The sequence below is a fragment of the Variovorax sp. dw_308 genome (genome assembly GCF_019207085.1).
Lineage (GTDB): Bacteria > Pseudomonadota > Gammaproteobacteria > Burkholderiales > Burkholderiaceae_C > Variovorax.
On sequence record NZ_JAATOM010000003.1, the window covers coordinates 457,192 to 474,549 of the forward strand.

Annotated in this window: 17 protein-coding genes; 8 read left to right on the forward strand and 9 right to left on the reverse strand. The window is 67.3% G+C overall.

Translation table 11 applies throughout. The annotated features are described in order from the left end of the window. The first annotated feature begins 43 nt into the window (after nucleotides 1–43). From HCU76_RS08575 to mnhG, 8 genes are all read left to right on the forward strand, one after another. Entirely contained in the window at nucleotides 44–553 is a 510-nt protein-coding gene (locus tag HCU76_RS08575) for a helix-hairpin-helix domain-containing protein (protein ID WP_218509008.1), read from the forward strand. 209 nt (nucleotides 554–762) lie between these two features. After that, nucleotides 763–1,140 carry a fluoride efflux transporter CrcB gene (gene crcB / locus HCU76_RS08580; RefSeq protein ID WP_213955633.1) on the forward strand — a complete coding sequence of 126 codons (378 nt, stop codon included), beginning with the start codon at nucleotides 763–765 and terminating at the stop codon, nucleotides 1,138–1,140. Nucleotides 1,141–1,197: 57 nt separating this feature from the next. Further along, on the forward strand, nucleotides 1,198–4,176 hold the full coding sequence (locus tag HCU76_RS08585; RefSeq protein WP_213955632.1) for a monovalent cation/H+ antiporter subunit A: 2,979 nt from the start codon (nucleotides 1,198–1,200) through the stop codon (nucleotides 4,174–4,176). Then, nucleotides 4,176–4,538, forward strand: coding sequence for a Na+/H+ antiporter subunit C (locus HCU76_RS08590; protein WP_213955631.1), 363 nt, complete (start codon nucleotides 4,176–4,178; stop codon nucleotides 4,536–4,538). Before HCU76_RS08585 ends, HCU76_RS08590 begins: the two co-directional genes overlap by 1 nt. Before the next feature lie 175 nt (nucleotides 4,539–4,713). Beyond that, nucleotides 4,714–6,408 carry a monovalent cation/H+ antiporter subunit D gene (locus HCU76_RS08595; RefSeq protein ID WP_213955630.1) on the forward strand — a complete coding sequence of 565 codons (1,695 nt, stop codon included), beginning with the start codon at nucleotides 4,714–4,716 and terminating at the stop codon, nucleotides 6,406–6,408. Next, nucleotides 6,405–6,896 (forward strand): Na+/H+ antiporter subunit E, encoded by a 492-nt coding sequence (locus HCU76_RS08600; protein ID WP_213955629.1) that lies wholly within the window; start codon nucleotides 6,405–6,407, stop codon nucleotides 6,894–6,896. Before HCU76_RS08595 ends, HCU76_RS08600 begins: the two co-directional genes overlap by 4 nt. Beyond that, the gene (locus HCU76_RS08605; RefSeq protein WP_213955628.1) at nucleotides 6,893–7,171 is read left to right on the forward strand and encodes a K+/H+ antiporter subunit F; all 279 of its coding nucleotides are present in this window, start codon (nucleotides 6,893–6,895) and stop codon (nucleotides 7,169–7,171) included. Before HCU76_RS08600 ends, HCU76_RS08605 begins: the two co-directional genes overlap by 4 nt. Beyond that, entirely contained in the window at nucleotides 7,168–7,593 is a 426-nt protein-coding gene (gene mnhG, locus HCU76_RS08610) for a monovalent cation/H(+) antiporter subunit G (RefSeq protein ID WP_213955627.1), read from the forward strand. The genes HCU76_RS08605 and mnhG overlap by 4 nt, the downstream gene beginning before the upstream one ends. Here mnhG and HCU76_RS08615 read toward each other — a convergent pair. The 9 genes from HCU76_RS08615 to HCU76_RS08655 form a co-directional block, all read right to left on the reverse strand. Continuing rightward, nucleotides 7,569–8,027, reverse strand: coding sequence for a M23 family metallopeptidase (locus HCU76_RS08615; RefSeq protein ID WP_256354082.1), 459 nt, complete (start codon nucleotides 8,025–8,027; stop codon nucleotides 7,569–7,571). The two genes, mnhG and HCU76_RS08615, sit on opposite strands and share 25 nt — an antisense overlap. Before the next feature lie 244 nt (nucleotides 8,028–8,271). Continuing rightward, complete coding sequence (locus HCU76_RS08620) at nucleotides 8,272–9,255, reverse strand: hypothetical protein (RefSeq protein WP_218509009.1); 984 nt, start codon at nucleotides 9,253–9,255, stop codon at nucleotides 8,272–8,274. Between the two features lie 136 nt (nucleotides 9,256–9,391). After that, nucleotides 9,392–10,405 (reverse strand): XdhC family protein, encoded by a 1,014-nt coding sequence (locus tag HCU76_RS08625; protein WP_213955624.1) that lies wholly within the window; start codon nucleotides 10,403–10,405, stop codon nucleotides 9,392–9,394. Between the two features lie 11 nt (nucleotides 10,406–10,416). Next, nucleotides 10,417–11,061 carry a CoxG family protein gene (locus HCU76_RS08630; RefSeq protein ID WP_213955623.1) on the reverse strand — a complete coding sequence of 215 codons (645 nt, stop codon included), beginning with the start codon at nucleotides 11,059–11,061 and terminating at the stop codon, nucleotides 10,417–10,419. A gap of 39 nt (nucleotides 11,062–11,100) precedes the next feature. Beyond that, nucleotides 11,101–12,294 (reverse strand): VWA domain-containing protein, encoded by a 1,194-nt coding sequence (locus tag HCU76_RS08635; protein WP_213955622.1) that lies wholly within the window; start codon nucleotides 12,292–12,294, stop codon nucleotides 11,101–11,103. 142 nt (nucleotides 12,295–12,436) lie between these two features. Beyond that, the gene (locus HCU76_RS08640) at nucleotides 12,437–13,357 is read right to left on the reverse strand and encodes a MoxR family ATPase (RefSeq protein WP_213955621.1); all 921 of its coding nucleotides are present in this window, start codon (nucleotides 13,355–13,357) and stop codon (nucleotides 12,437–12,439) included. Nucleotides 13,358–13,493: 136 nt separating this feature from the next. After that, nucleotides 13,494–14,282, reverse strand: a complete 789-nt coding sequence (locus HCU76_RS08645; protein ID WP_213955620.1) for a xanthine dehydrogenase family protein subunit M — start codon at nucleotides 14,280–14,282, stop codon at nucleotides 13,494–13,496. Between the two features lie 21 nt (nucleotides 14,283–14,303). Continuing rightward, the gene (locus tag HCU76_RS08650) at nucleotides 14,304–16,748 is read right to left on the reverse strand and encodes a xanthine dehydrogenase family protein molybdopterin-binding subunit (protein WP_218509010.1); all 2,445 of its coding nucleotides are present in this window, start codon (nucleotides 16,746–16,748) and stop codon (nucleotides 14,304–14,306) included. Nucleotides 16,749–16,764: 16 nt separating this feature from the next. Then, on the reverse strand, nucleotides 16,765–17,259 hold the full coding sequence (locus tag HCU76_RS08655; protein ID WP_218509011.1) for a (2Fe-2S)-binding protein: 495 nt from the start codon (nucleotides 17,257–17,259) through the stop codon (nucleotides 16,765–16,767). Between the last annotated feature and the right edge of the window lie 99 nt (nucleotides 17,260–17,358).

A 17,358-nucleotide genomic window follows, 5' to 3' on the forward strand; every position in this document is an offset into this window, starting at 1 on the left:
CTTGCGTCGGCGGCTTCATTTCACACAATCAGGGAGTTTCAACATGTTCAAGAAGATCGCGGCCGCGTTTGCCGCTGCACTGTTCGCCGTTTCGTCGTGGGCCGCAGTCGAGGCCAACAAGGGCACCGCCGCAGAACTCGACAGCCTCAAGGGTGTCGGCCCGGCCATGTCCAAGCGCATCGTCGATGCGCGCGCGCAAGGCGAATTCAAGGATTGGGGCGACTTCATGAGCCGCGTCAAGGGGGTGAAGGACAAGTCCGCGGCCAAGCTGTCGAACGAAGGCCTCACGATCAATGGCCAGGCCTTTACGCCGATGGCGCATGCCGACGGCAAGAAGAAGAATGGCAAGAACGCGCAGGTCGCTGCTGCTGCACCGGCGGCTGCTGCACCGGCAGCGGCGGCTGCACCGGCTCCTGCTGCTGCGCCACCGGCAGCGCCTGCCGCCCCGGCCAAGCCCGCCGTGGTCCCGGCGGTCGCATCCGCCGCTGCGGCCGCAGCACCCGCCGCCACTGCTGCGGTGGCACCGGCTGCAAAGGCTGCTGCTGGCAAGTAGGCCGCGATCCGCTGATCGCGTCGAGCCGCCTTCGGGCGGCTTTTTTCATGGGCGGGAGCAGCACGGGCAAGGACAGCAACATCAACACCAAGACCGCGACCCCTTCTTCTCTGCCCGGTGGTGTGCATCGCGCTCATCACGCTGTTCCCCGGGCACCGTGACGATCCTGCCCGACCTGTTGATGGGCGCGGAGAAGTAAAGTCGCGGCCATGCTGCTTCCCGTTTTCGCGATCTGCGTCGGCGCCTCGCTGGGCGCCCTTTCCCGCTGGGGCCTTGCGCTCTGGCTTGGCGTCGGCGGCTTCATGCCCTGGGGCACGCTCGCGGCCAACCTGATCGGCGGCTATCTCGTCGGCGTGATGGTCGCGATCTTTGCGGCCATGCCCGACATCGATCCCGTGTGGCGGCTCGCCATCGTCACCGGTTTCCTGGGCGGGCTGACAACGTTCTCGAGCTTCTCGGCCGAGGTAACGACGATGCTGATGGAGGGACGCGCCGGGGTGGCGCTGGTTACCGCGGCCAGTCATCTTGCAGGCTCGCTGGTCCTGACCTGGCTCGGCATCCGCACGGTCCACTTCATCGCGACATAGGCAAGGCTCCGGTTTCGCGATGGCGTCGCGCGCGCGCGCGACCCATAATCCACCGCGATGCCCTTGGTACTCCTCGTCGCGCTCCCCTTCGTCGCCAGCGTATTGGCGGCAGCCATGCCGTCGAACGCGCGCAACCGGGAATCGACGCTTGCGGGCCTGGTCGCCTTGGGCTGCGCGGCACAGGTCGCGTGGCTGTTTCCCCGAGTTGCCGGCGGCGAGGTGATCCGCGAGCGCTTCGAATGGCTGCCCTCGCTCGGGCTTGACCTGGTCTTCCGGCTCGACGGCTTCGCGTGGCTGTTCTGCATGCTGGTGCTCGGCATCGGGGCGCTGGTGGTGCTCTACGCGCGCTACTACATGTCGCCGTCCGATCCGGTGCCCCGCTTCTTCTCGTTCTTCCTGGCCTTCATGGGCGCCATGATGGGCGTGGTGCTGTCGGGCAACCTGGTGCAGATGGTGGTGTTCTGGGAACTGACCAGCCTGTTCTCCTTCCTGTTGATCGGCTACTGGCACCACCGGCGCGATGCGCGGCGCGGGGCGCGCATGGCGCTCACCGTGACCGGCGCGGGTGGGCTGTGCCTGCTGGCGGGCGTGCTGGTGCTTGGCCGCATCGTCGGCAGCTACGAGTTGGACGCGGTGCTTGCCTCGGGCGCGCGGATTCGGGCACACGGGCTGTATGCGCCGATGCTGGTGCTGGTGCTGCTGGGCGCCTTCACCAAGAGCGCGCAGTTTCCGTTTCACTTCTGGCTGCCGCGCGCCATGGCCGCGCCGACGCCCGTGTCCGCGTACCTGCATTCGGCCACGATGGTGAAGCTGGGCGTGTTCCTGCTTGCGCGCTTGTGGCCGGTGTTGTCGGGCACCGAGCAGTGGTTCTGGCTGGTCGGCGGGGCCGGCGCCATCACGCTGCTGCTCGGCGGGTTTGTCGCGATGTTCCAGCGCGACCTGAAGGCCCTGCTTGCCTATTCGACGATTTCGCACCTCGGGCTGATCGTGCTGCTGCTGGGGCTCAACTCCACGCTGGCCGCCGTGGCCGCGGTGTTCCACGTGATGAACCATGCGACCTTCAAGGCCTCGCTGTTCATGGCGGCCGGCATCATCGACCACGAGAGCGGCACGCGCGACATCCGAAAGCTCAGCGGGCTGATCAAGCTCATGCCAATCACCGGCACGCTGGCGATCATCGCGAGCGCCGCGATGGCCGGCGTGCCGCTGCTCAACGGGTTCCTGTCGAAGGAAATGTTCTTCGCCGAGGCGGTGCTGGTCGACGCCGCGCCGTGGGTCGAATGGACGCTGCCGATCGTCGCCACGCTGGGCGGGATCTTCAGCGTCACGTATTCGTCCCGCTTCGTGTTCGACGTCTTCTTCGGACCGCCCTGCGGTTCCGAGGTCCCGAAGACGCCGCACGAGCCACCGCACTGGATGCGCGTGCCGGTCGAGTTGCTGGTGCTGGTGTGCCTGGTGGTGGGCGTGGCGCCGGCCTGGTCGATCGGCCCGCTGCTGGCCGCCGCCGCACGGCCGGTGGTGGGTGGGGAGTTGCCCGACTACAGCCTGGCGGTGTGGCACGGCTTCAACCTGCCGCTGCTGATGAGCTTCATCGCATTGGCGGGCGGCCTCTCCTTGTTCCTGCTGCAGCGGCGCCGGCGCGAACGCGGCGGGCTGGTGCGCACGCCGTTCCTGCAGCACCTCGACGGGCAGCGCATCTTCGAGAACGTGATCGCGCGGATGAGCGAGGCCGGGCGACGCGGCCGGCGACTGTTGAGCACGCGCCGCCTGCAGCCGCAGTTGCTGGTGCTGGTGCTGGTGGCGATGGGCCTGGCGGCTGCCGCGCTCTGGTTGACGCCGGCATCGCGCGGTACGCGTGAGCTGCTGCCGTTCTCGCCGATGTTCGCGATGACCTGGCTGATCGGCTGCACCTGTGCCGTCGCGGCAGCCTGGCAGGCGAAGTTCCACCGGCTGGCATCGCTGATGCTCGCGGCGGGGGCAGGCCTGACCTGCTGCATCACCTACATCTGGTTTTCCGCGCCCGACCTGGCCCTGACGCAACTCGTGGTCGAGACCGTGACCACGGTGCTGATCCTGCTGGGCCTGCGCTGGTTGCCGCTGCGCAAGGCGACGGTGCAGCCGATGCGGGCGCGCCTGCAGCTCTGGAGGCGGCGTGGCCGCGACCTGGTGGTGGCCGCTTGCGCCGGCAGCGGCATGGCGCTGCTGGCCTGGATGATGATGACGCGACCTTTCCCGCTCAGCATCTCGCCCTTCTTCCTGGACCGCGCGATGACCGAGGGCGGCGGAGCGAACGTAGTCAACGTGATGCTGGTCGACTTTCGCGGTTTCGACACCTTCGGCGAGATCACGGTGCTCGGCGTGGTGGCGCTGACGGTGTATGCGCTGCTGCGGCGCTTCCGGCCCGCGCCGGAATCGATGGCGCTGCCCGAGCAGCAGCGCGCGCAAAGCCATGACGGCAGCACCGACCTGCTGAACCCGCGGCTCGCGAAGGACACGGCCGTGGGCTACCTGATGGTGCCGGCGGTGCTGATCCGCCTGTTGCTGCCGCTATCGGTGCTGGTGTCGGTGTACTTCTTCATGCGCGGGCACAACGCGCCCGGCGGCGGCTTCGTCGCCGGGTTGGTGATGTCGGTGGCCTTGCTGCTGCAGTTCATCGTGTCGGGCACCGAGTGGGTGGAGGAACATCTGCGCATCTATCCGCGCCGCTGGATCGCGGTCGGCATGCTGCTGGCGCTGGCGACCGGCGGCGGTTCGGTGCTGCTCGGCTATCCGTTCATGACCACGCACACCGCGCACCTGCACTTGCCGGTGCTGGGCGAGATCCATGTTCCGAGCGCGGCACTGTTCGACACGGGCGTTTTTTCAATCGTGCTGGGCTCGACCATGCTGATCCTCACGGCGCTGGCCCACCAGTCGATCCGCAGCCATCGCTGGGTGGCGGAACAGATGGAAAAGGAAGCCGAACGCCTGGCCGCTGCCGCTGCGTCAGCCGACGCCCCGCCTCTCGCACCCGTCGACGCCGGAGGCGCCCGCTGATGGAAGCCGTGCTGGCCATTGCCATCGGCGTGCTCACCGGATCGGGCGTGTACCTGCTGCTGCGGCCGCGCACCTTCCAGGTCATCATGGGGCTCACGCTGGTGTCGTACGCGGTGAACCTGTTCATCTTCAGCATGGGCCGGCTGATGGTCGACAGCGAGCCGGTGCTCACGCCAGGCATCCGCGCCACGCTGGCCAACACCGCCGACCCGATGCCGCAGGCGCTGGTGCTCACCGCCATCGTCATCGGCTTTGCCATGACCGCCCTGTTCCTGGTCGTCATGCTCGCCTCGCGCGGTCTTGCGGGCAACGACCATGTGGACGGCGACAAGCATGCGGACAGCGGGGATGGCACGTCATGAATACGGCATCGGGATCGGGATCGGGTACCGAACGCAGAAGGAAGACAAAAGCTACGCAGAAGCCGCAAAAGGACTTCAAGGAAAATTTTTGGGTTTTCTTTTGCGACCTCTGCGAAACCTTTGCGACTTCTGCGTTCGGTACCCGCACCCGCACCCCTGAGCAGGAGGCCGGCCCATGACCGTCACCCAGTTGCTCGACCGGCTGCTCGACGCCACGATGCCGCACCTGGTGGCGGTGCCGATCCTCGTGCCGATGCTCACCGCTGCGCTGATGCTGCTGCTCAACGAGAAGCGGCGCCGCGAGAAGGCGGTGCTGAGCGTGGTGTCGGGCCTCGCGGGGCTGGTGGCCGCGCTGGCCCTGCTGCGCTGGGTGAACGCCCCCGACGTGGGCGGCGGGGCCGGCTCCATCGGCGTCTACCTGCCGGGCAACTGGCGCGCGCCGTTCGGGATCGTGCTGGTGGCCGACCGGCTCTCGACATTGATGGTGGCGCTCACGGGAGTGATCGGCTTCGCGGCCTCGATCTACTCCACCTCGCGCTGGGACCGCGCGGGCGTGCATTTCCACGCCTTGCTGCAGTTGCAGTTGATGGGCCTGAATGGCGCCTTCCTGACCGGCGACCTGTTCAATCTCTTCGTCTTCTTCGAGGTGATGCTGGCGGCCTCCTACGGACTGCTGCTGCACGGTTCGGGCCGGCTGCGCGTGCAGGCGGGCCTGCACTACATCGCGATCAACCTGGCGGCCTCGTCGCTGTTCCTGATCGGCGCCTCCATGCTCTACGGCGCGACCGGCACGCTGAACATGGCGGACCTCGGCATGCGCATCGCACAGATCGCGCCGGCCGACCGTGGCCTCGTGCATGCGGCGACGGCCATCCTCTTCACCGCCTTCCTGGCCAAGGCCGGCACCTGGCCGCTTAACTTCTGGCTGGTGCCTGCGTACAGCGCGGCAGTGTCGCCGGTGAGCGCGGTGTTCGCGCTGCTGACCAAGCTCGGCATCTACACCATCCTGCGCTTGTGGACGCTGATGTTCGCGCCCGATACCGGCGCGTCGGCACAGTTCGGCCACAACGTGCTGATGGCGTTCGGCATGACCACGCTGTTCGTCGGCGCGCTGGGCATCATCGGCACGCAGCGCATGTCGAACCTGGCCGGCTTCAGCGTGCTGGTGTCGGCCGGGACGCTGTTGACGGCCATCGGTCTCGGCGAGCCCGCGGTGTGGGCCGGGGCGCTCTACTACCTGCTGAGCTCGACGCTGGCGGTGAGTGCGTTCTTCCTGCTGATCGACATGATCGAACGCTGGCGCAACGAGGGCGCCAGCATCGCGCCGCACGAAGTCGCCGACCACGCGCCCTTCCTCACGCCCGACCTGCAGCAGATCGAAGGCGTGAACCTCGACGACGACCAGCGCGAGATCTACGGCCGCGCCATCCCGGCGGGCGTGGCCTTCCTGGGGCTGGGCTTTGCAGGCTGCACGCTGTTGCTGGCAGGCATGCCGCCGCTGTCGGGCTTCCTGGGCAAGTTCGCGATGCTCTCGGGCCTTCTTGGCGCGCGCGAGACGGGCGCCTCTGGCTGGATGTTCATGGCCTTGCTGCTGGTGTCGGGCTTCCTGACCCTGGTGGCCATGACCCGCACCGGCATACGCCACTTCTGGACCCAGCCCGTGGAAACCCCTCCGCTGCTGCGCGCGGTCGAGCTGCTGCCGGTGGCGGCGCTGCTGCTCTGCTGCGTGGCGCTGACGACCGAGGCAGGCCCGGTGATGCAGCACGCCACGGCGACGGCCAGGGGCTTGTTCACCCCCACCGCCTATCGCAAGGCCGTGATGGGCGCACGGCAGGTGCCCAACCCCGTCGCCGGAAAGCGCACGCCATGAATCGCTGGTTGTCGTCTCTGCCGCTGTCGGTGTTCCTCTTCTCCGTGTGGGTGGTGCTGAACCAGTCGCTGGACGCCGCCACGCTGCTCCTGGCCGCGGTGCTGGCCATCGCGGTACCAATGCTCACCCGAAGCCTGCGACCGGCCCAGGCGCGTGTGCGGAATCCGGCGCTGCTGTTCAAGCTGGCGGTCCGTGTGACGGTGGACCTCGTGGCGTCGGCATTCGACGTGGCGCGGCTGCTGCTGACGCGCCGCAGCGCCGCCATCTCGTCGCGCTTCGTGCAGGTGCCGCTGGACATGCGCGATCCGAGCGGCCTGGCCATGCTGGCGATGGTGTTGTGCCTCACGCCGGGCACGGCCTGGGCAGAACTGGCGCTGGACCGGTCGACACTGCTGATCCACGTGTTCGACCTGGACGGGGAGGACGAAGCCTTCATCGCGATGATCAAGCAGCGCTATGAACGCCTGCTCATGGAGATCTTCGAATGACCCCTTTGCTGCTCTGGGCCCTGAAGGCCGCGCTCTTCCTGCTCGCTGTCGGCATGCTCTGCGCGCTCGGCCGCCTGCTGGTCGGCCCGACCGCGCAGGACCGCGTGATGGCACTCGACTGCCTCTACATCAACGGCATGCTGATGATGCTGGTGCTCGGCATCATCTACGCCAGCGACGTGTACTTCGAGGCGGCGTTGCTGATCGCCCTGTTCGGCTTCGTGGGATCGATGGCGATGGCCAAGTTCCTCTTGCGCGGCGAGGTGATCGAATGAACAGCACGGATGCGCTGCCACTGTGGGCGGAGGTCCTGACGGCCGTGTTCGCCGTGCTCGGGGCCGCGTTCGCCGCGATCGGCTCGTTCGGGCTGGTCCGGTTGCCGACCTTCTTCCGCCGCATCCACGCGCCGACGCTGGGCGCGACCTTCGGCGTCTGGTGCATCACGCTGGCGACCGGCGTCTATTTCTCGGTGCAGGGCTTGCACCTGTTCCTGCATGCGGGGTTGATTTCGCTGTTCGTCGCCATGACCGCGCCGATCACCACGATCTTCCTCATGCGTGCGGCGCTGTTCCGTGCCCGCAAGGCCGACCGTGCGTCCGCCGAAGCGGCACCAACCGAGGGCCTCGAAGCGTCGGAAGCCGCTGCATCCGACGGCGCGCGGCCGGGAGTCGATCAGCGCAACGCGCCGTTCAAGTAGGGCTCCGGGTCCTGCGCGACGCCTTGCTTGCGGATCTCGAAATGGAGCTTCACGCGGTTGGTGCCGGTGCTGCCCATCTCCGCAATCTGCTGGCCTTGCCGGACCGCGTCGTCTTCCTTGACGAGCACCTTGCCGACATGGGCATAGGCGGTGATGAAGTTCTCGTCATGCTTGACGACGATCATCGTCCCGTATTCGGGCAAGGCGCTGCTCACCAGCACCACACGGCCGTCGCGTGAAGCCAGCACCGGATCGCCAGCGGCGCCCGCGATGTCGAGCCCCTTGTTTCGCTCGCGATCGTACCGGGCCAGGATCGGGCCCGGCGCAGGCCGGAGGTAGGCGCCCGCTGGCCGGGGCGCCACCACCGGAGGAGGCGCTGGCGCCGGTGGCGCGGCAGAGGTCGTCGACGAGGGCAATGGCGGCAGCGGCGGCAAGGGAACACGCTCTGTCGCGCAGCCTGCAATGCTCAATGCCGCGACGACGCAAAGGCCGTTGCGGAGGCTGCCAGGGGAAAGACCGAAAGGGCTGCGTGGGTGGTGCATAGTGCCTGCCGGCCATGATGGCTCGACGATCAGGTGCGACAACGTCATGTCAGAGCAAGGTTTTATACCTCACAACCCGGTCCGGCGGTCCACAACATGCGCACTCTCGACATTGCCGCGGGCCTGCCCAGCAGGGTTAGCGCCGGAGCTTCCGGACGATCCGCTTGGCTACCCGGAGCGGCGCGCCCAGGCGGTCGACGCCGGAGAAGATCGCTTCGTCGTAGCTACGCGGCCTGGACTTCGACAGCGCGGTCATGAAGCGATGCTTGGCCCTGTCGAGCGCCTGCGAGCGGCCGGGCGGCGTGGGTCGCAAGCCGAGCGTACGCAGCACGTAGTTGGCCTGGTACACATGTGCACGCGCATCGGCCTCGGGAAGGGAATAGTGGATCGAAATGCTCACCGAGACCTCATCGCCGGTGCGCGTCACCCGCGGCGACAACGGCGGGTTGTAGACCCCGACGCCGGGCCGAAGCAGGTATTCGATGCCGGTGTCCTCCACTTCGCTGCGGAACTTTGCCGCCAGCGGGTTGTGCCGGTAGTAGTCCTCGATCTCTTCCTCCGTGACGACGTGGCGTTCGTTCGGGAACACCGTCAGGTTCTTTGCGCCTCGAACCTGCAGCATGAAGGAGTTCGAATGATCGAAGTGGTAAGGCGCCACGAAGCCGGGCGGCTGGATGACGATGCTCATCCCGGCCCAGGTCATGTCCTTGCGGAACTGGATGCCCGCGGCGCGCTCGAGGTCCGCCAGCACCTGTTCGTACAACGCGTGGTATTCCGGGTCCGCCTGGTCCACGAAGTGCAGCACGACCCATTCGTCGGCGCTGGCAATGTGCAGCACCGAATCGCGCAGGCGATCCCGCAGCGCGGTGCGCCCCTGGCTTCGCTCTGCGGACGAGAACTCGCGCATCCAGTCTGTCCGGTCGAACAGGGTCTCGACGAGCGCGCCGAGCCGATCGAGTTCGAACAAGGGATGACTGGCGAGGTTGTGGTGGAAGGCAAACGACTGCTCGCCGACCTGCCGCCAGCGGGCCGGGTCGCGGGATTCCACCCAGCGTCGGCATGAAACATCGACTGCTGGCGGGGCGGTCACGGAGAGATCATCGAGAGGGTCGCGGAACATGGGAACAAGCAAGTGGACAGACGCTGCGCCACCAATTCAGCTTGGCACCGAGCAAGACGGCCCAATCTACTACACGGGACAGCCACTTTCCGCGCCGCTCGCGCAACGAGGCCGGATACCCGTGAAATGTTCAAGGTCAGTCTGCTTCCTGCAACGCCTTGGCATGCGCCACTTCGGCCTCGCGCGGCAAGGTCACCGCATTCTTGACGGCCAGGATTTCCGCCATCACGCTCACCGCGATCTCGGGCGGCGTCTTGCTGCCGATGTAGATGCCGATCGGGCCGCGCAGGCGCACCAGGGATTGCTCGGTCTGGTCGAAGTGCTCGATCATGCGCTCGCGTCGTGCGTCGGCATTGCGGCGCGAGCCGATCGCGCCGACATAGAAGGCTTCGGATTGCAGCGCTTCGAGGAGGGCCAGGTCGTCGAGCTTGGGGTCATGCGTGAGGCCGACCACGCAACTGCGCCGGTCGGGCCGGAAAGCGGTGACGGCGTCGTCGGGCATGACGGTGGTGATGGTCACGCCGGGGACCGACCACTCGCTGCGGTATTCGTCGCGCGGGTCGCACAGCGTGACGGCAAAACCGCTGAAGCGCGCCATCGTGGCCAGGTATTCGGCGAGCTGGCCGGCGCCGATCAGCAGCATGCGGTATTCAGGGCCGAAGGTGTTGACCAATTCGCGCTCATCCACCCTGAGCGCGGCTGGCGAGGAAGCCGAGGCCAGCCTCACGCTGCCGTCGGCCAGGGAGACGCTGCGCTGCATGAGCGTGCCTTGCTCCAGCTCGGCCACGAGCGCCTGCAGCGACGCGGCATCGGGGTCGTATTCGAGCAGCAGTTCCAGCGTGCCGCCGCAGGGCAAGCCGAAGCGGTGTGCCTCGTCGGCGGTGATACCGTACTTGACCAGCGCCGGCGCGCCATGCGGCATGGTGCCGGGCCCGCCATGGGCGCGCGAATAGCGAGCGATGAGGTCATCTTCGATGCAGCCGCCCGAGACCGAGCCGGACACCGCGCCGTCTTCCGCCAGCGCCATGATCGATCCGACCGGCCGGGGCGACGAACCCCAGGTGCGCACCACGGTGGTCAGCATGGCGCGACGGCCGGCGAGGCGCCAGTCGCGCAGGGTTCGCAGCACCATCACGTCCAGGTTTTCCATGGCCGCCCGTCCTAGCCGCGCAGATACAGGTAGGCGCCCACAGCCACCACGACGGCCACGACCACCCAGATCCATTTCTGGCTCGACCCGCCGGCGGACTCGCCCGAGGGCGACATCGGCCGGGTGCGCGGCGCGAGCGAATCGATGCTGCCGAAGGAGGTGCCGCCTTCCTCCTCGTCGTCGGCGCCGGCCACGGCGGCGGCGGGCGCCGGATAGCGCTCGGCCATCAGCGCGTCGAAGCGCTTGAAGAAGTCGTCGGCCATCGACTTGGCGGCGCCGTCCACCAGTCGCTGGCCCAACTGCGCGATCTTGCCGCCGACCTGGGCCTGCACGGTGTAGCCGAGCTCGCAGCCGCCCGGGTTCGGGGTCAGCGAGACGCTCGATGCGCCCTTGCCGAAACCGGCGACGCCGCCCTGCCCTTCGAAGGACAGCTTGTAGCTCTGCGGCGGCACGATCTCGGTCAGCGCGACCTTGCCGTTGAACTTGGCCGACACGGGGCCGACCTTGACCGCCATGCCGACGACATAGGTGTCGTCGCCGGCGGGCTCGAACTTGTCGCAACCTGCCAGGCAGGCCTTCAGCGTGGCCGGGTCGTTGAGCGCTTCCCAAGCCTGTTGTTGGGTGACGCCGAGTTGGCGGGTGCCGAGCATTTCCATGGTGTTTCCTTCTTTGTTCTGTCGTTCGCGGCCGAAGGGCTATCGACCCGCCCGCATCAGCGCGGCAAGGCTCGCGGCCAGCTCTTCCAGCGCGCTCAAATTGTGGACCGCGAGCATCGCGTCCGCATGGCGGTGCAGCAAAGCCGCTCCGCGCGCAAGGGGTGCGTAGCCCTCGTAGCGCATCAGCGGGTTGAGCCAGAGCAGCTTGCGCGAGTGGCGCTTGAGCCAGAGCAACTCCTGCTCCAGTTCGGCCGGCTCGCCGGTGTCGAGGCCATCGCTGATCACGAGCACGAGCGTGCGGCGGCCGACCAGCCGCCTCGCGTGGCGGCGGCGCAGCTGGGTCATTGAACCGCCGAGCCGCGTGCCGCCGGCGAAGTCGTCGATGGCGGCGCTGGCGGCTTCGAGCATGACGTCGGTGTCGGCGATGCGGAACGCGGGCGTGAGATCGGTCAGGTGCGTGCCGAAGGCGAACACGTCGCGCGGGCCGGCCCTGCGTGTGGCCGCATGCAGGAAGGCCAGCAGCAGGCGGGCGTAGCGTTCCATCGAGCCCGATACGTCGACCAGGATCAGCAGGGGCAAGGGCTGCTTGCGCCGCTCCAGGCGCGGCAGGCGGATCAACTCGCCGCCGGTGCGCGCGGCCTGGTGCAGGACGCCGGGCCAGTGCATGCGTGAATGGCTGCTCGCGCCGCTGGCCACACGCAAGCGGCGCGCGGGCAGCTTCGGCACCGGCAAGGAGATGTCGCGGGCAAGGCGCTCCACCAGCTGGTATTCGGCCGCGCCCAGCGCGTTGAAGTCGGCATGCTGCATGCGCTGGCGGTCGCTGGCTGTCATGGCAGCGTCGAACTCGACCTCGCGCTCGGTCCTGGCCGGCATGACCTTGGCGCGCGGCGCGGCCAGCGCCTCCCGCACGCGCGGCCGGCGCTTGACGGGCTCGGCCTTGCCTTCGGCGCTGGGCAGCATCTGCTGCAGGATCTTCTTGGCCAGCTCCGGATCGCGGAACCATGCGTCGAAGAGTTCGCGGAACACCATGCGGTCCTGTTCGCGGCTGACCATCACGGATTCCAGCGCGGCCGCGAAGTCGAAGCGGGTGTCGACGCCCACCAGCATGGCCGCCTCTGCCGCCAGCGCGATGCGCGCGGCATCGGTACGCACGCCGGCGCGGCGCAGCGCACGGCCGAAGCTCGCCATGTTGCCGGCGAGCTTGCCGGAGCGGGCGTCGCCTAGTTGTTGCATGGCTGTCCGATGCAAATACGGGGACCGAACGCAGAGCTCGCAAAGGCTTCGCAAAGGACGCGAAAAAGACAAGGAAAACTTTGAAGGTTTTCCTTTGCGACTTCTGCGAGACCTTTGCGACTTCTGCGTTCTGCTCCGGCTTTCATGCCCCGGCCTCCTCCGGCTTGAGCAGGTCGGCTGCCAATGTGTGCGTCAGCGCAGCCACGTCGTCGCGCTGCTTGAAGAGGATGCCGGCAGTGTTGACGATGACTTCGGGGTCGAGCTCGAGCGTGTCCATCGCGACCAGCGCCTTGGCCCATTCAACGCTTTCGGCAATGCCGGGCGCGCGCTGGAAGGCGTTGCTGAAGGGCTGGGAGCGCAGCTTGCCGACGAAGGCAGCCACCTGCGCGGACAGCACGGCGCTGGCCTGCGGCGCCTGCGCGCGAACGATGGCGAGTTCGCGTTCGCGCTCGGGATAGTCGAGCCAGTGATAGAGGCAGCGGCGCTTGACCGCGTCATTGAGGTCGCGCGTGCGGTTGCTGGTGAGGATGGTCACCGGCGGCACCAGCGCGCTGATCGTGCCCAGCTCGGGAATGCTGACCTGGTATTCGCCGAGGTATTCGAGGAGGAAGGCCTCGAAGGGCTCGTCGGCGCGGTCCACTTCGTCGATCAGCAACACGGCGCCGGGCGCTGGCGCCTGCAAGGCTTGCAGCAGGGGCCGGCGCACCAGGTAGCGGGGCTGGTACACCTCCGACTCGATGTCGCTCGACGCGCCATGCGCCTCGGCCGCGCGCATGTGCAACAGTTGGGCGGCGTAGTTCCATTCGTAGAGTGCCTCGCGCTGCTCCAGCCCGTCATAGCACTGCAGACGCAGCAGTTCGCGCGTCAGGGCCTTGGAAAGGGCCTTGGCCAGTTCGGTCTTGCCGACGCCGGGCTCGCCCTCCAGCAACAGCGGGCGCTGCAGCTTGAGTGCGAGGAAGACGGCGGTTGCCAGCCGGCGGTCCGCGAAATAGCCGGCCGCCTGCAGCGCTTGCGTGACCTCGTCGATGGAGGCGAACGGAGCGGTCGGCGTTTCAGAAGTCATATGTCTTTTTACCGCGAGTTCGCTCGGCGTTTCGTCGGGAAACATCGCGGATCGGGAGGGGGCCGGTCCGCAATGTTGCCTGCGACAGGGGTTTGGGTCGCCCGCGAAAAGCGCGCGGCGACCTGGGCGAGCCCGGTTAAGCCAGCGCCTTGACCGCCCGCTGCGTCAGCACGCTGATCAGGTTGGCACGATAGGCGGCCGAAGCATGCAGGTCGGAATTGAGCTCGCTCGCATCGATCTTCACCGCGGCTGCCGACTCGGGCGTGAAGCTCTTGTTGAGCGCATCTTCCAGCCCCTTGTGCCGGAACACGCCATTGCCTGCGCCGGTCACGGCCACGCGCACGCCGCTGTCGTACTGCGCGAGGAACACGCCGACCAGCGGGAAGTGCGAGGCCTTCTGGCGCAGCTTCTCGTACACCGCCTTCTTCGGGATCGGGAAGCGGATCGCGGTGATCAGCTCGCCGTCTTCAAGCGCCGTGGTGAACAGGCCCAGGAAGAAGTCGTCCGCCGCGATCTCGCGCTTGCTGGTGACGATGGTCGCGCCGGAGCCCAGCACCGCGCTCGGGTAGCAGGCAGCCGGGTCGTTGTTGGCCACCGAGCCGCCGATGGTGCCCATGGCACGCACCTGCCGGTCGCCGATGCGCGAGGCCAGGTTGGCCAGCGCCGGGTAGGCGGCCTTGACGTCGGCGTTGTTGGCCACGTCGAGGTGGCGCGACATGGCGCCGACGACGATGGTGTTGCCGTCTTTCCTGATGCCGGTGAGTTCCTTGATGCCGCCGAGATCGACGAGTTGCTCGGGTGCCGACAGGCGCAGTTTCATCGAGGCCAGCAGCGTCTGGCCGCCGGCCAGCGGCTTGCCGCCTGCGCCAGCCAGCTTGACGGCATCGGCGACGGTGGCGGGACGTTCGAGGGTGAAGGCGTACATGGTTTGTTTTTCCTTCTTGTCTTAGACGGCCGGACGGCCCTGGGTGCTGGCGGCCAGCGACGGGGTTTCAGGTTGCTGCGTGGGCGTGGTGCTGCCCTTCTGCATGGCTTCCCACACGCGGTGCGGCGATGCGGGCATGTCGAAGTCCTTCACGCCGAGCGGCGCCAGCGCGTCCAGCACGGCGTTGATGACCGCTGGTGGCGAGCCGATCGCGCCCGCCTCGCCGCAGCCCTTGGAGCCGATCGGGTTGTGCGTACACGGTGTGCTCAGCGTGTCGAGCTTGAAGTTCGGGAAGTCCTCGGCGCGCGGCATGGCGTAGTCCATGAAGCTGCCGGTGAGGAGCTGGCCCGTCTCGTGGTCGTACACGCAGTTTTCCATCAGCGCCTGGCCGATGCCCTGCACGATGCCGCCCTGCACCTGGCCCTCGACGATCATCGGATTGATGATGGTGCCGAAGTCGTCCACCGCGGTGAAGCGGTCGATCTTGACCTCGCCCGTGCCCTTGTCGATCTCCACCTCGCAGATGTAGGTGCCGGCCGGGTAGGTGAAGTTGGTCGGGTCGTAGAACGCGGTTTCGTTCAGGCCCGGCTCCAGCTTGTCGAGCGGGTAGTTGTGCGGCACGTAGGCCGTCAGTGCCACCTGGCCGAAGGGGATCTTCTTGTCGGTGCCTTTCACCGTGAACTCGCCGTTCGCGAACTCGATGTCGGCATCGCTGGCTTCCATCAGATGCGCGGCGATCTTCTTGGCTTTTGTCTCGATCTTGTCAAGGGCCTTCATGATCGCCGTGCCGCCGACGGCCAGTGAACGCGAACCGTAGGTGCCCATGCCGAAGGGCACGCGGCCGGTGTCGCCGTGCACGATGTCGACGGCTTCCACTGCGATGCCGAGCCTTGCCGCGACCAGTTGCGCGAAGGTCGTTTCATGGCCCTGGCCGTGGCTGTGCGAGCCGGTGAAGATCGTCACGCTGCCAGTCGGATGCACGCGCACTTCGCCGGCTTCGAACAGGCCGGCGCGCGCACCGAGCGCACCCGCCACGTTCGACGGCGCGATGCCGCATGCCTCGATGTAGCTGGAGTAGCCGATGCCGCGCAGCTTGCCGTTCTTCTCGCTCTCGGCGCGGCGGGCATCGAAGCCTGCGACGTCGCCGAGTTCGTTGGCACGCTCGAGCAGAGGCGGAAAGTCGCCCGTGTCGTATTGCAATGCGACCGGCGTCTGGTACGGAAAGCTGGTGATGAAGTTGCGGCGGCGGATCTCGTCCTGCTTCAGGTTCATCTCCCACGCGCAGCGCGTGACGAGGCGTTCCAGCAGGTACGTGGCCTCGGGTCGCCCGGCACCACGGTACGCATCGACCGGGGCGGTGTTGGTGAACCAGGCGTCGACCTCCGCGTAGATCAGCGGTGTCGCGTACTGGCCCGCGAGCAGGGTCGCATACAGGATCGTCGGCACGGCAGTCGCGAAGGTCGACAGGTAGGCACCGAGATTCGCGTCGGTGTGCACGCGCAGGGCGAGGAACTTGCCGTCCTTGTCCATCGCCATTTCGGCGTGGCTCACATGGTCACGGCCATGCGCATCGCTCAGGAAGGATTCCGAGCGCTCGGCCACCCACTTGATGCTGCGGTTGAGCTGCTTGGAGGCCCAAGTCAGCGCCACGTCCTCGGCATACAGGTAGATCTTCGAGCCGAATCCTCCCCCCACGTCCGGCGCGATCACGCGCACCTTGTGTTCGGGCAGGCCGAGCACGAAGGCCGTCATCAGCAGGCGCTCGACGTGCGGGTTCTGGTTCGACACATAGAGCACGTACTCCTCGGTCGCGCGGCTGTAGCTGCCGATGGCGACGCGCGGCTCGATGGCGTTGGGGATCAGGCGGTTGTTGACCAGGTCCAGCTTGGTGACGTGCGCGGCATTGGCAAAAGCGGCATCCACAGCGCCCTTGTCGCCGAGCACCCACTTGTAGCACTGGTTGTCCGGCGCCTCGTCGTGGATGGTCACGCCGCTGGCCTTCTTCGCGGCGTCGGCCACGCTGACGACCGGCGTGTGCACGTCGTAGTCGACGACCACGGCCTCGGCCGCGTTCTTGGCCTGCTCGATCGTCTCGGCCACGACCATCGCGACGTGGTCACCCACGTAGCGCACCTTCTTGATCGCGAGGATCGGGTGCATCGGCTCCTTCATCGGCGTGCCGTCGGGGTTGTTGATGAGCCAGCCGCAAGGCAGGCCACCCATCTTTCCCTCGATGTCCTTGCCACTGAAGATGCCGATCACGCCGGGCATCTTCAGCGCCTCGGCAGTGTCGACGGACTTGACGGTGGCGTGCGCATGCGGCGAGCGCACGAAAACGGCGTGCGACTGCTGCGCCAGGTTGATGTCGTCGGTGTAGTTGCCGGCGCCGGTCAGGAAGCGATAGTCTTCCTTGCGGCGGATCGATTCGCCGATGTGCGGCAGTTTGGAGAAGTCGGATGCACCCATGTCGTGTGCTCCTCGTTCAAGCCGGGACGGTGGCTTTGGCCGGCTCGGCCAGCATCGCCTCGCCGCCCATCTTCACGGCCTTGACGATGTTCTGGTAGCCCGTACAGCGGCACAGGTTGCCGTCGAGCAGCGAGCGGATCTCCGTCTCGCTCGACCGGGGATGGTGCGTGCACAGGTCGATGGCGCTCATCACCATGCCGGGCGTGCAGAAGCCGCATTGCAGGCCGTGGCATTCCTTGAACGCCGCCTGCATCGGGTGCATGGTGCCATCGGGCTGGGCGATGCCTTCGATGGTGGTGATGTCGGCGCCGGCGACCTGGCCGACCAGCACGTTGCAGGACTTGACGGCGCGGCCGTTGACGTGGACGGTGCAGGCGCCGCATTGGGCCGTGTCGCAGCCGACGTGGGTGCCGGTCAGGTGGAGATGCTCGCGGATGGCGTGCACGAGGAAGGTGTTGGGCGGCGCGTCGACAGTGACCGCGCGTCCGTTGACCGTGAGCTTGACCTGCATTTGGCTGACTCCTTTTATGGGGATGGCTGATGGCCGAATTCGGCGAGTTGAATCTTCGGCGCGGGTCCGTGGCCGAATGCTAGGCAAAACCCTAGACGT

Excerpts from the sequence above, each read along its gene's own strand:
- HCU76_RS08575 (WP_218509008.1), top strand. The coding sequence starts at position 44 with ATGTTCAAGAAGATCGCGGCCGCGTTTGCCGCTGCACTGTTCGCCGTT.
- crcB (WP_213955633.1), top strand. The coding sequence starts at position 763 with ATGCTGCTTCCCGTTTTCGCGATCTGCGTCGGCGCCTCGCTGGGCGCC.
- HCU76_RS08585 (WP_213955632.1), top strand. The coding sequence starts at position 1,198 with ATGCCCTTGGTACTCCTCGTCGCGCTCCCCTTCGTCGCCAGCGTATTG.
- HCU76_RS08590 (WP_213955631.1), top strand. The coding sequence starts at position 4,176 with ATGGAAGCCGTGCTGGCCATTGCCATCGGCGTGCTCACCGGATCGGGC.
- HCU76_RS08595 (WP_213955630.1), top strand. The coding sequence starts at position 4,714 with ATGACCGTCACCCAGTTGCTCGACCGGCTGCTCGACGCCACGATGCCG.
- HCU76_RS08600 (WP_213955629.1), top strand. The coding sequence starts at position 6,405 with ATGAATCGCTGGTTGTCGTCTCTGCCGCTGTCGGTGTTCCTCTTCTCC.
- HCU76_RS08605 (WP_213955628.1), top strand. The coding sequence starts at position 6,893 with ATGACCCCTTTGCTGCTCTGGGCCCTGAAGGCCGCGCTCTTCCTGCTC.
- mnhG (WP_213955627.1), top strand. The coding sequence starts at position 7,168 with ATGAACAGCACGGATGCGCTGCCACTGTGGGCGGAGGTCCTGACGGCC.
- HCU76_RS08620 (WP_218509009.1), bottom strand. The coding sequence starts at position 9,255 with ATGTTCCGCGACCCTCTCGATGATCTCTCCGTGACCGCCCCGCCAGCA.
- HCU76_RS08625 (WP_213955624.1), bottom strand. The coding sequence starts at position 10,405 with ATGGAAAACCTGGACGTGATGGTGCTGCGAACCCTGCGCGACTGGCGC.
- HCU76_RS08630 (WP_213955623.1), bottom strand. The coding sequence starts at position 11,061 with ATGGAAATGCTCGGCACCCGCCAACTCGGCGTCACCCAACAACAGGCT.
- HCU76_RS08635 (WP_213955622.1), bottom strand. The coding sequence starts at position 12,294 with ATGCAACAACTAGGCGACGCCCGCTCCGGCAAGCTCGCCGGCAACATG.
- HCU76_RS08640 (WP_213955621.1), bottom strand. The coding sequence starts at position 13,357 with ATGACTTCTGAAACGCCGACCGCTCCGTTCGCCTCCATCGACGAGGTC.
- HCU76_RS08645 (WP_213955620.1), bottom strand. The coding sequence starts at position 14,282 with ATGTACGCCTTCACCCTCGAACGTCCCGCCACCGTCGCCGATGCCGTC.
- HCU76_RS08650 (WP_218509010.1), bottom strand. The coding sequence starts at position 16,748 with ATGGGTGCATCCGACTTCTCCAAACTGCCGCACATCGGCGAATCGATC.
- HCU76_RS08655 (WP_218509011.1), bottom strand. The coding sequence starts at position 17,259 with ATGCAGGTCAAGCTCACGGTCAACGGACGCGCGGTCACTGTCGACGCG.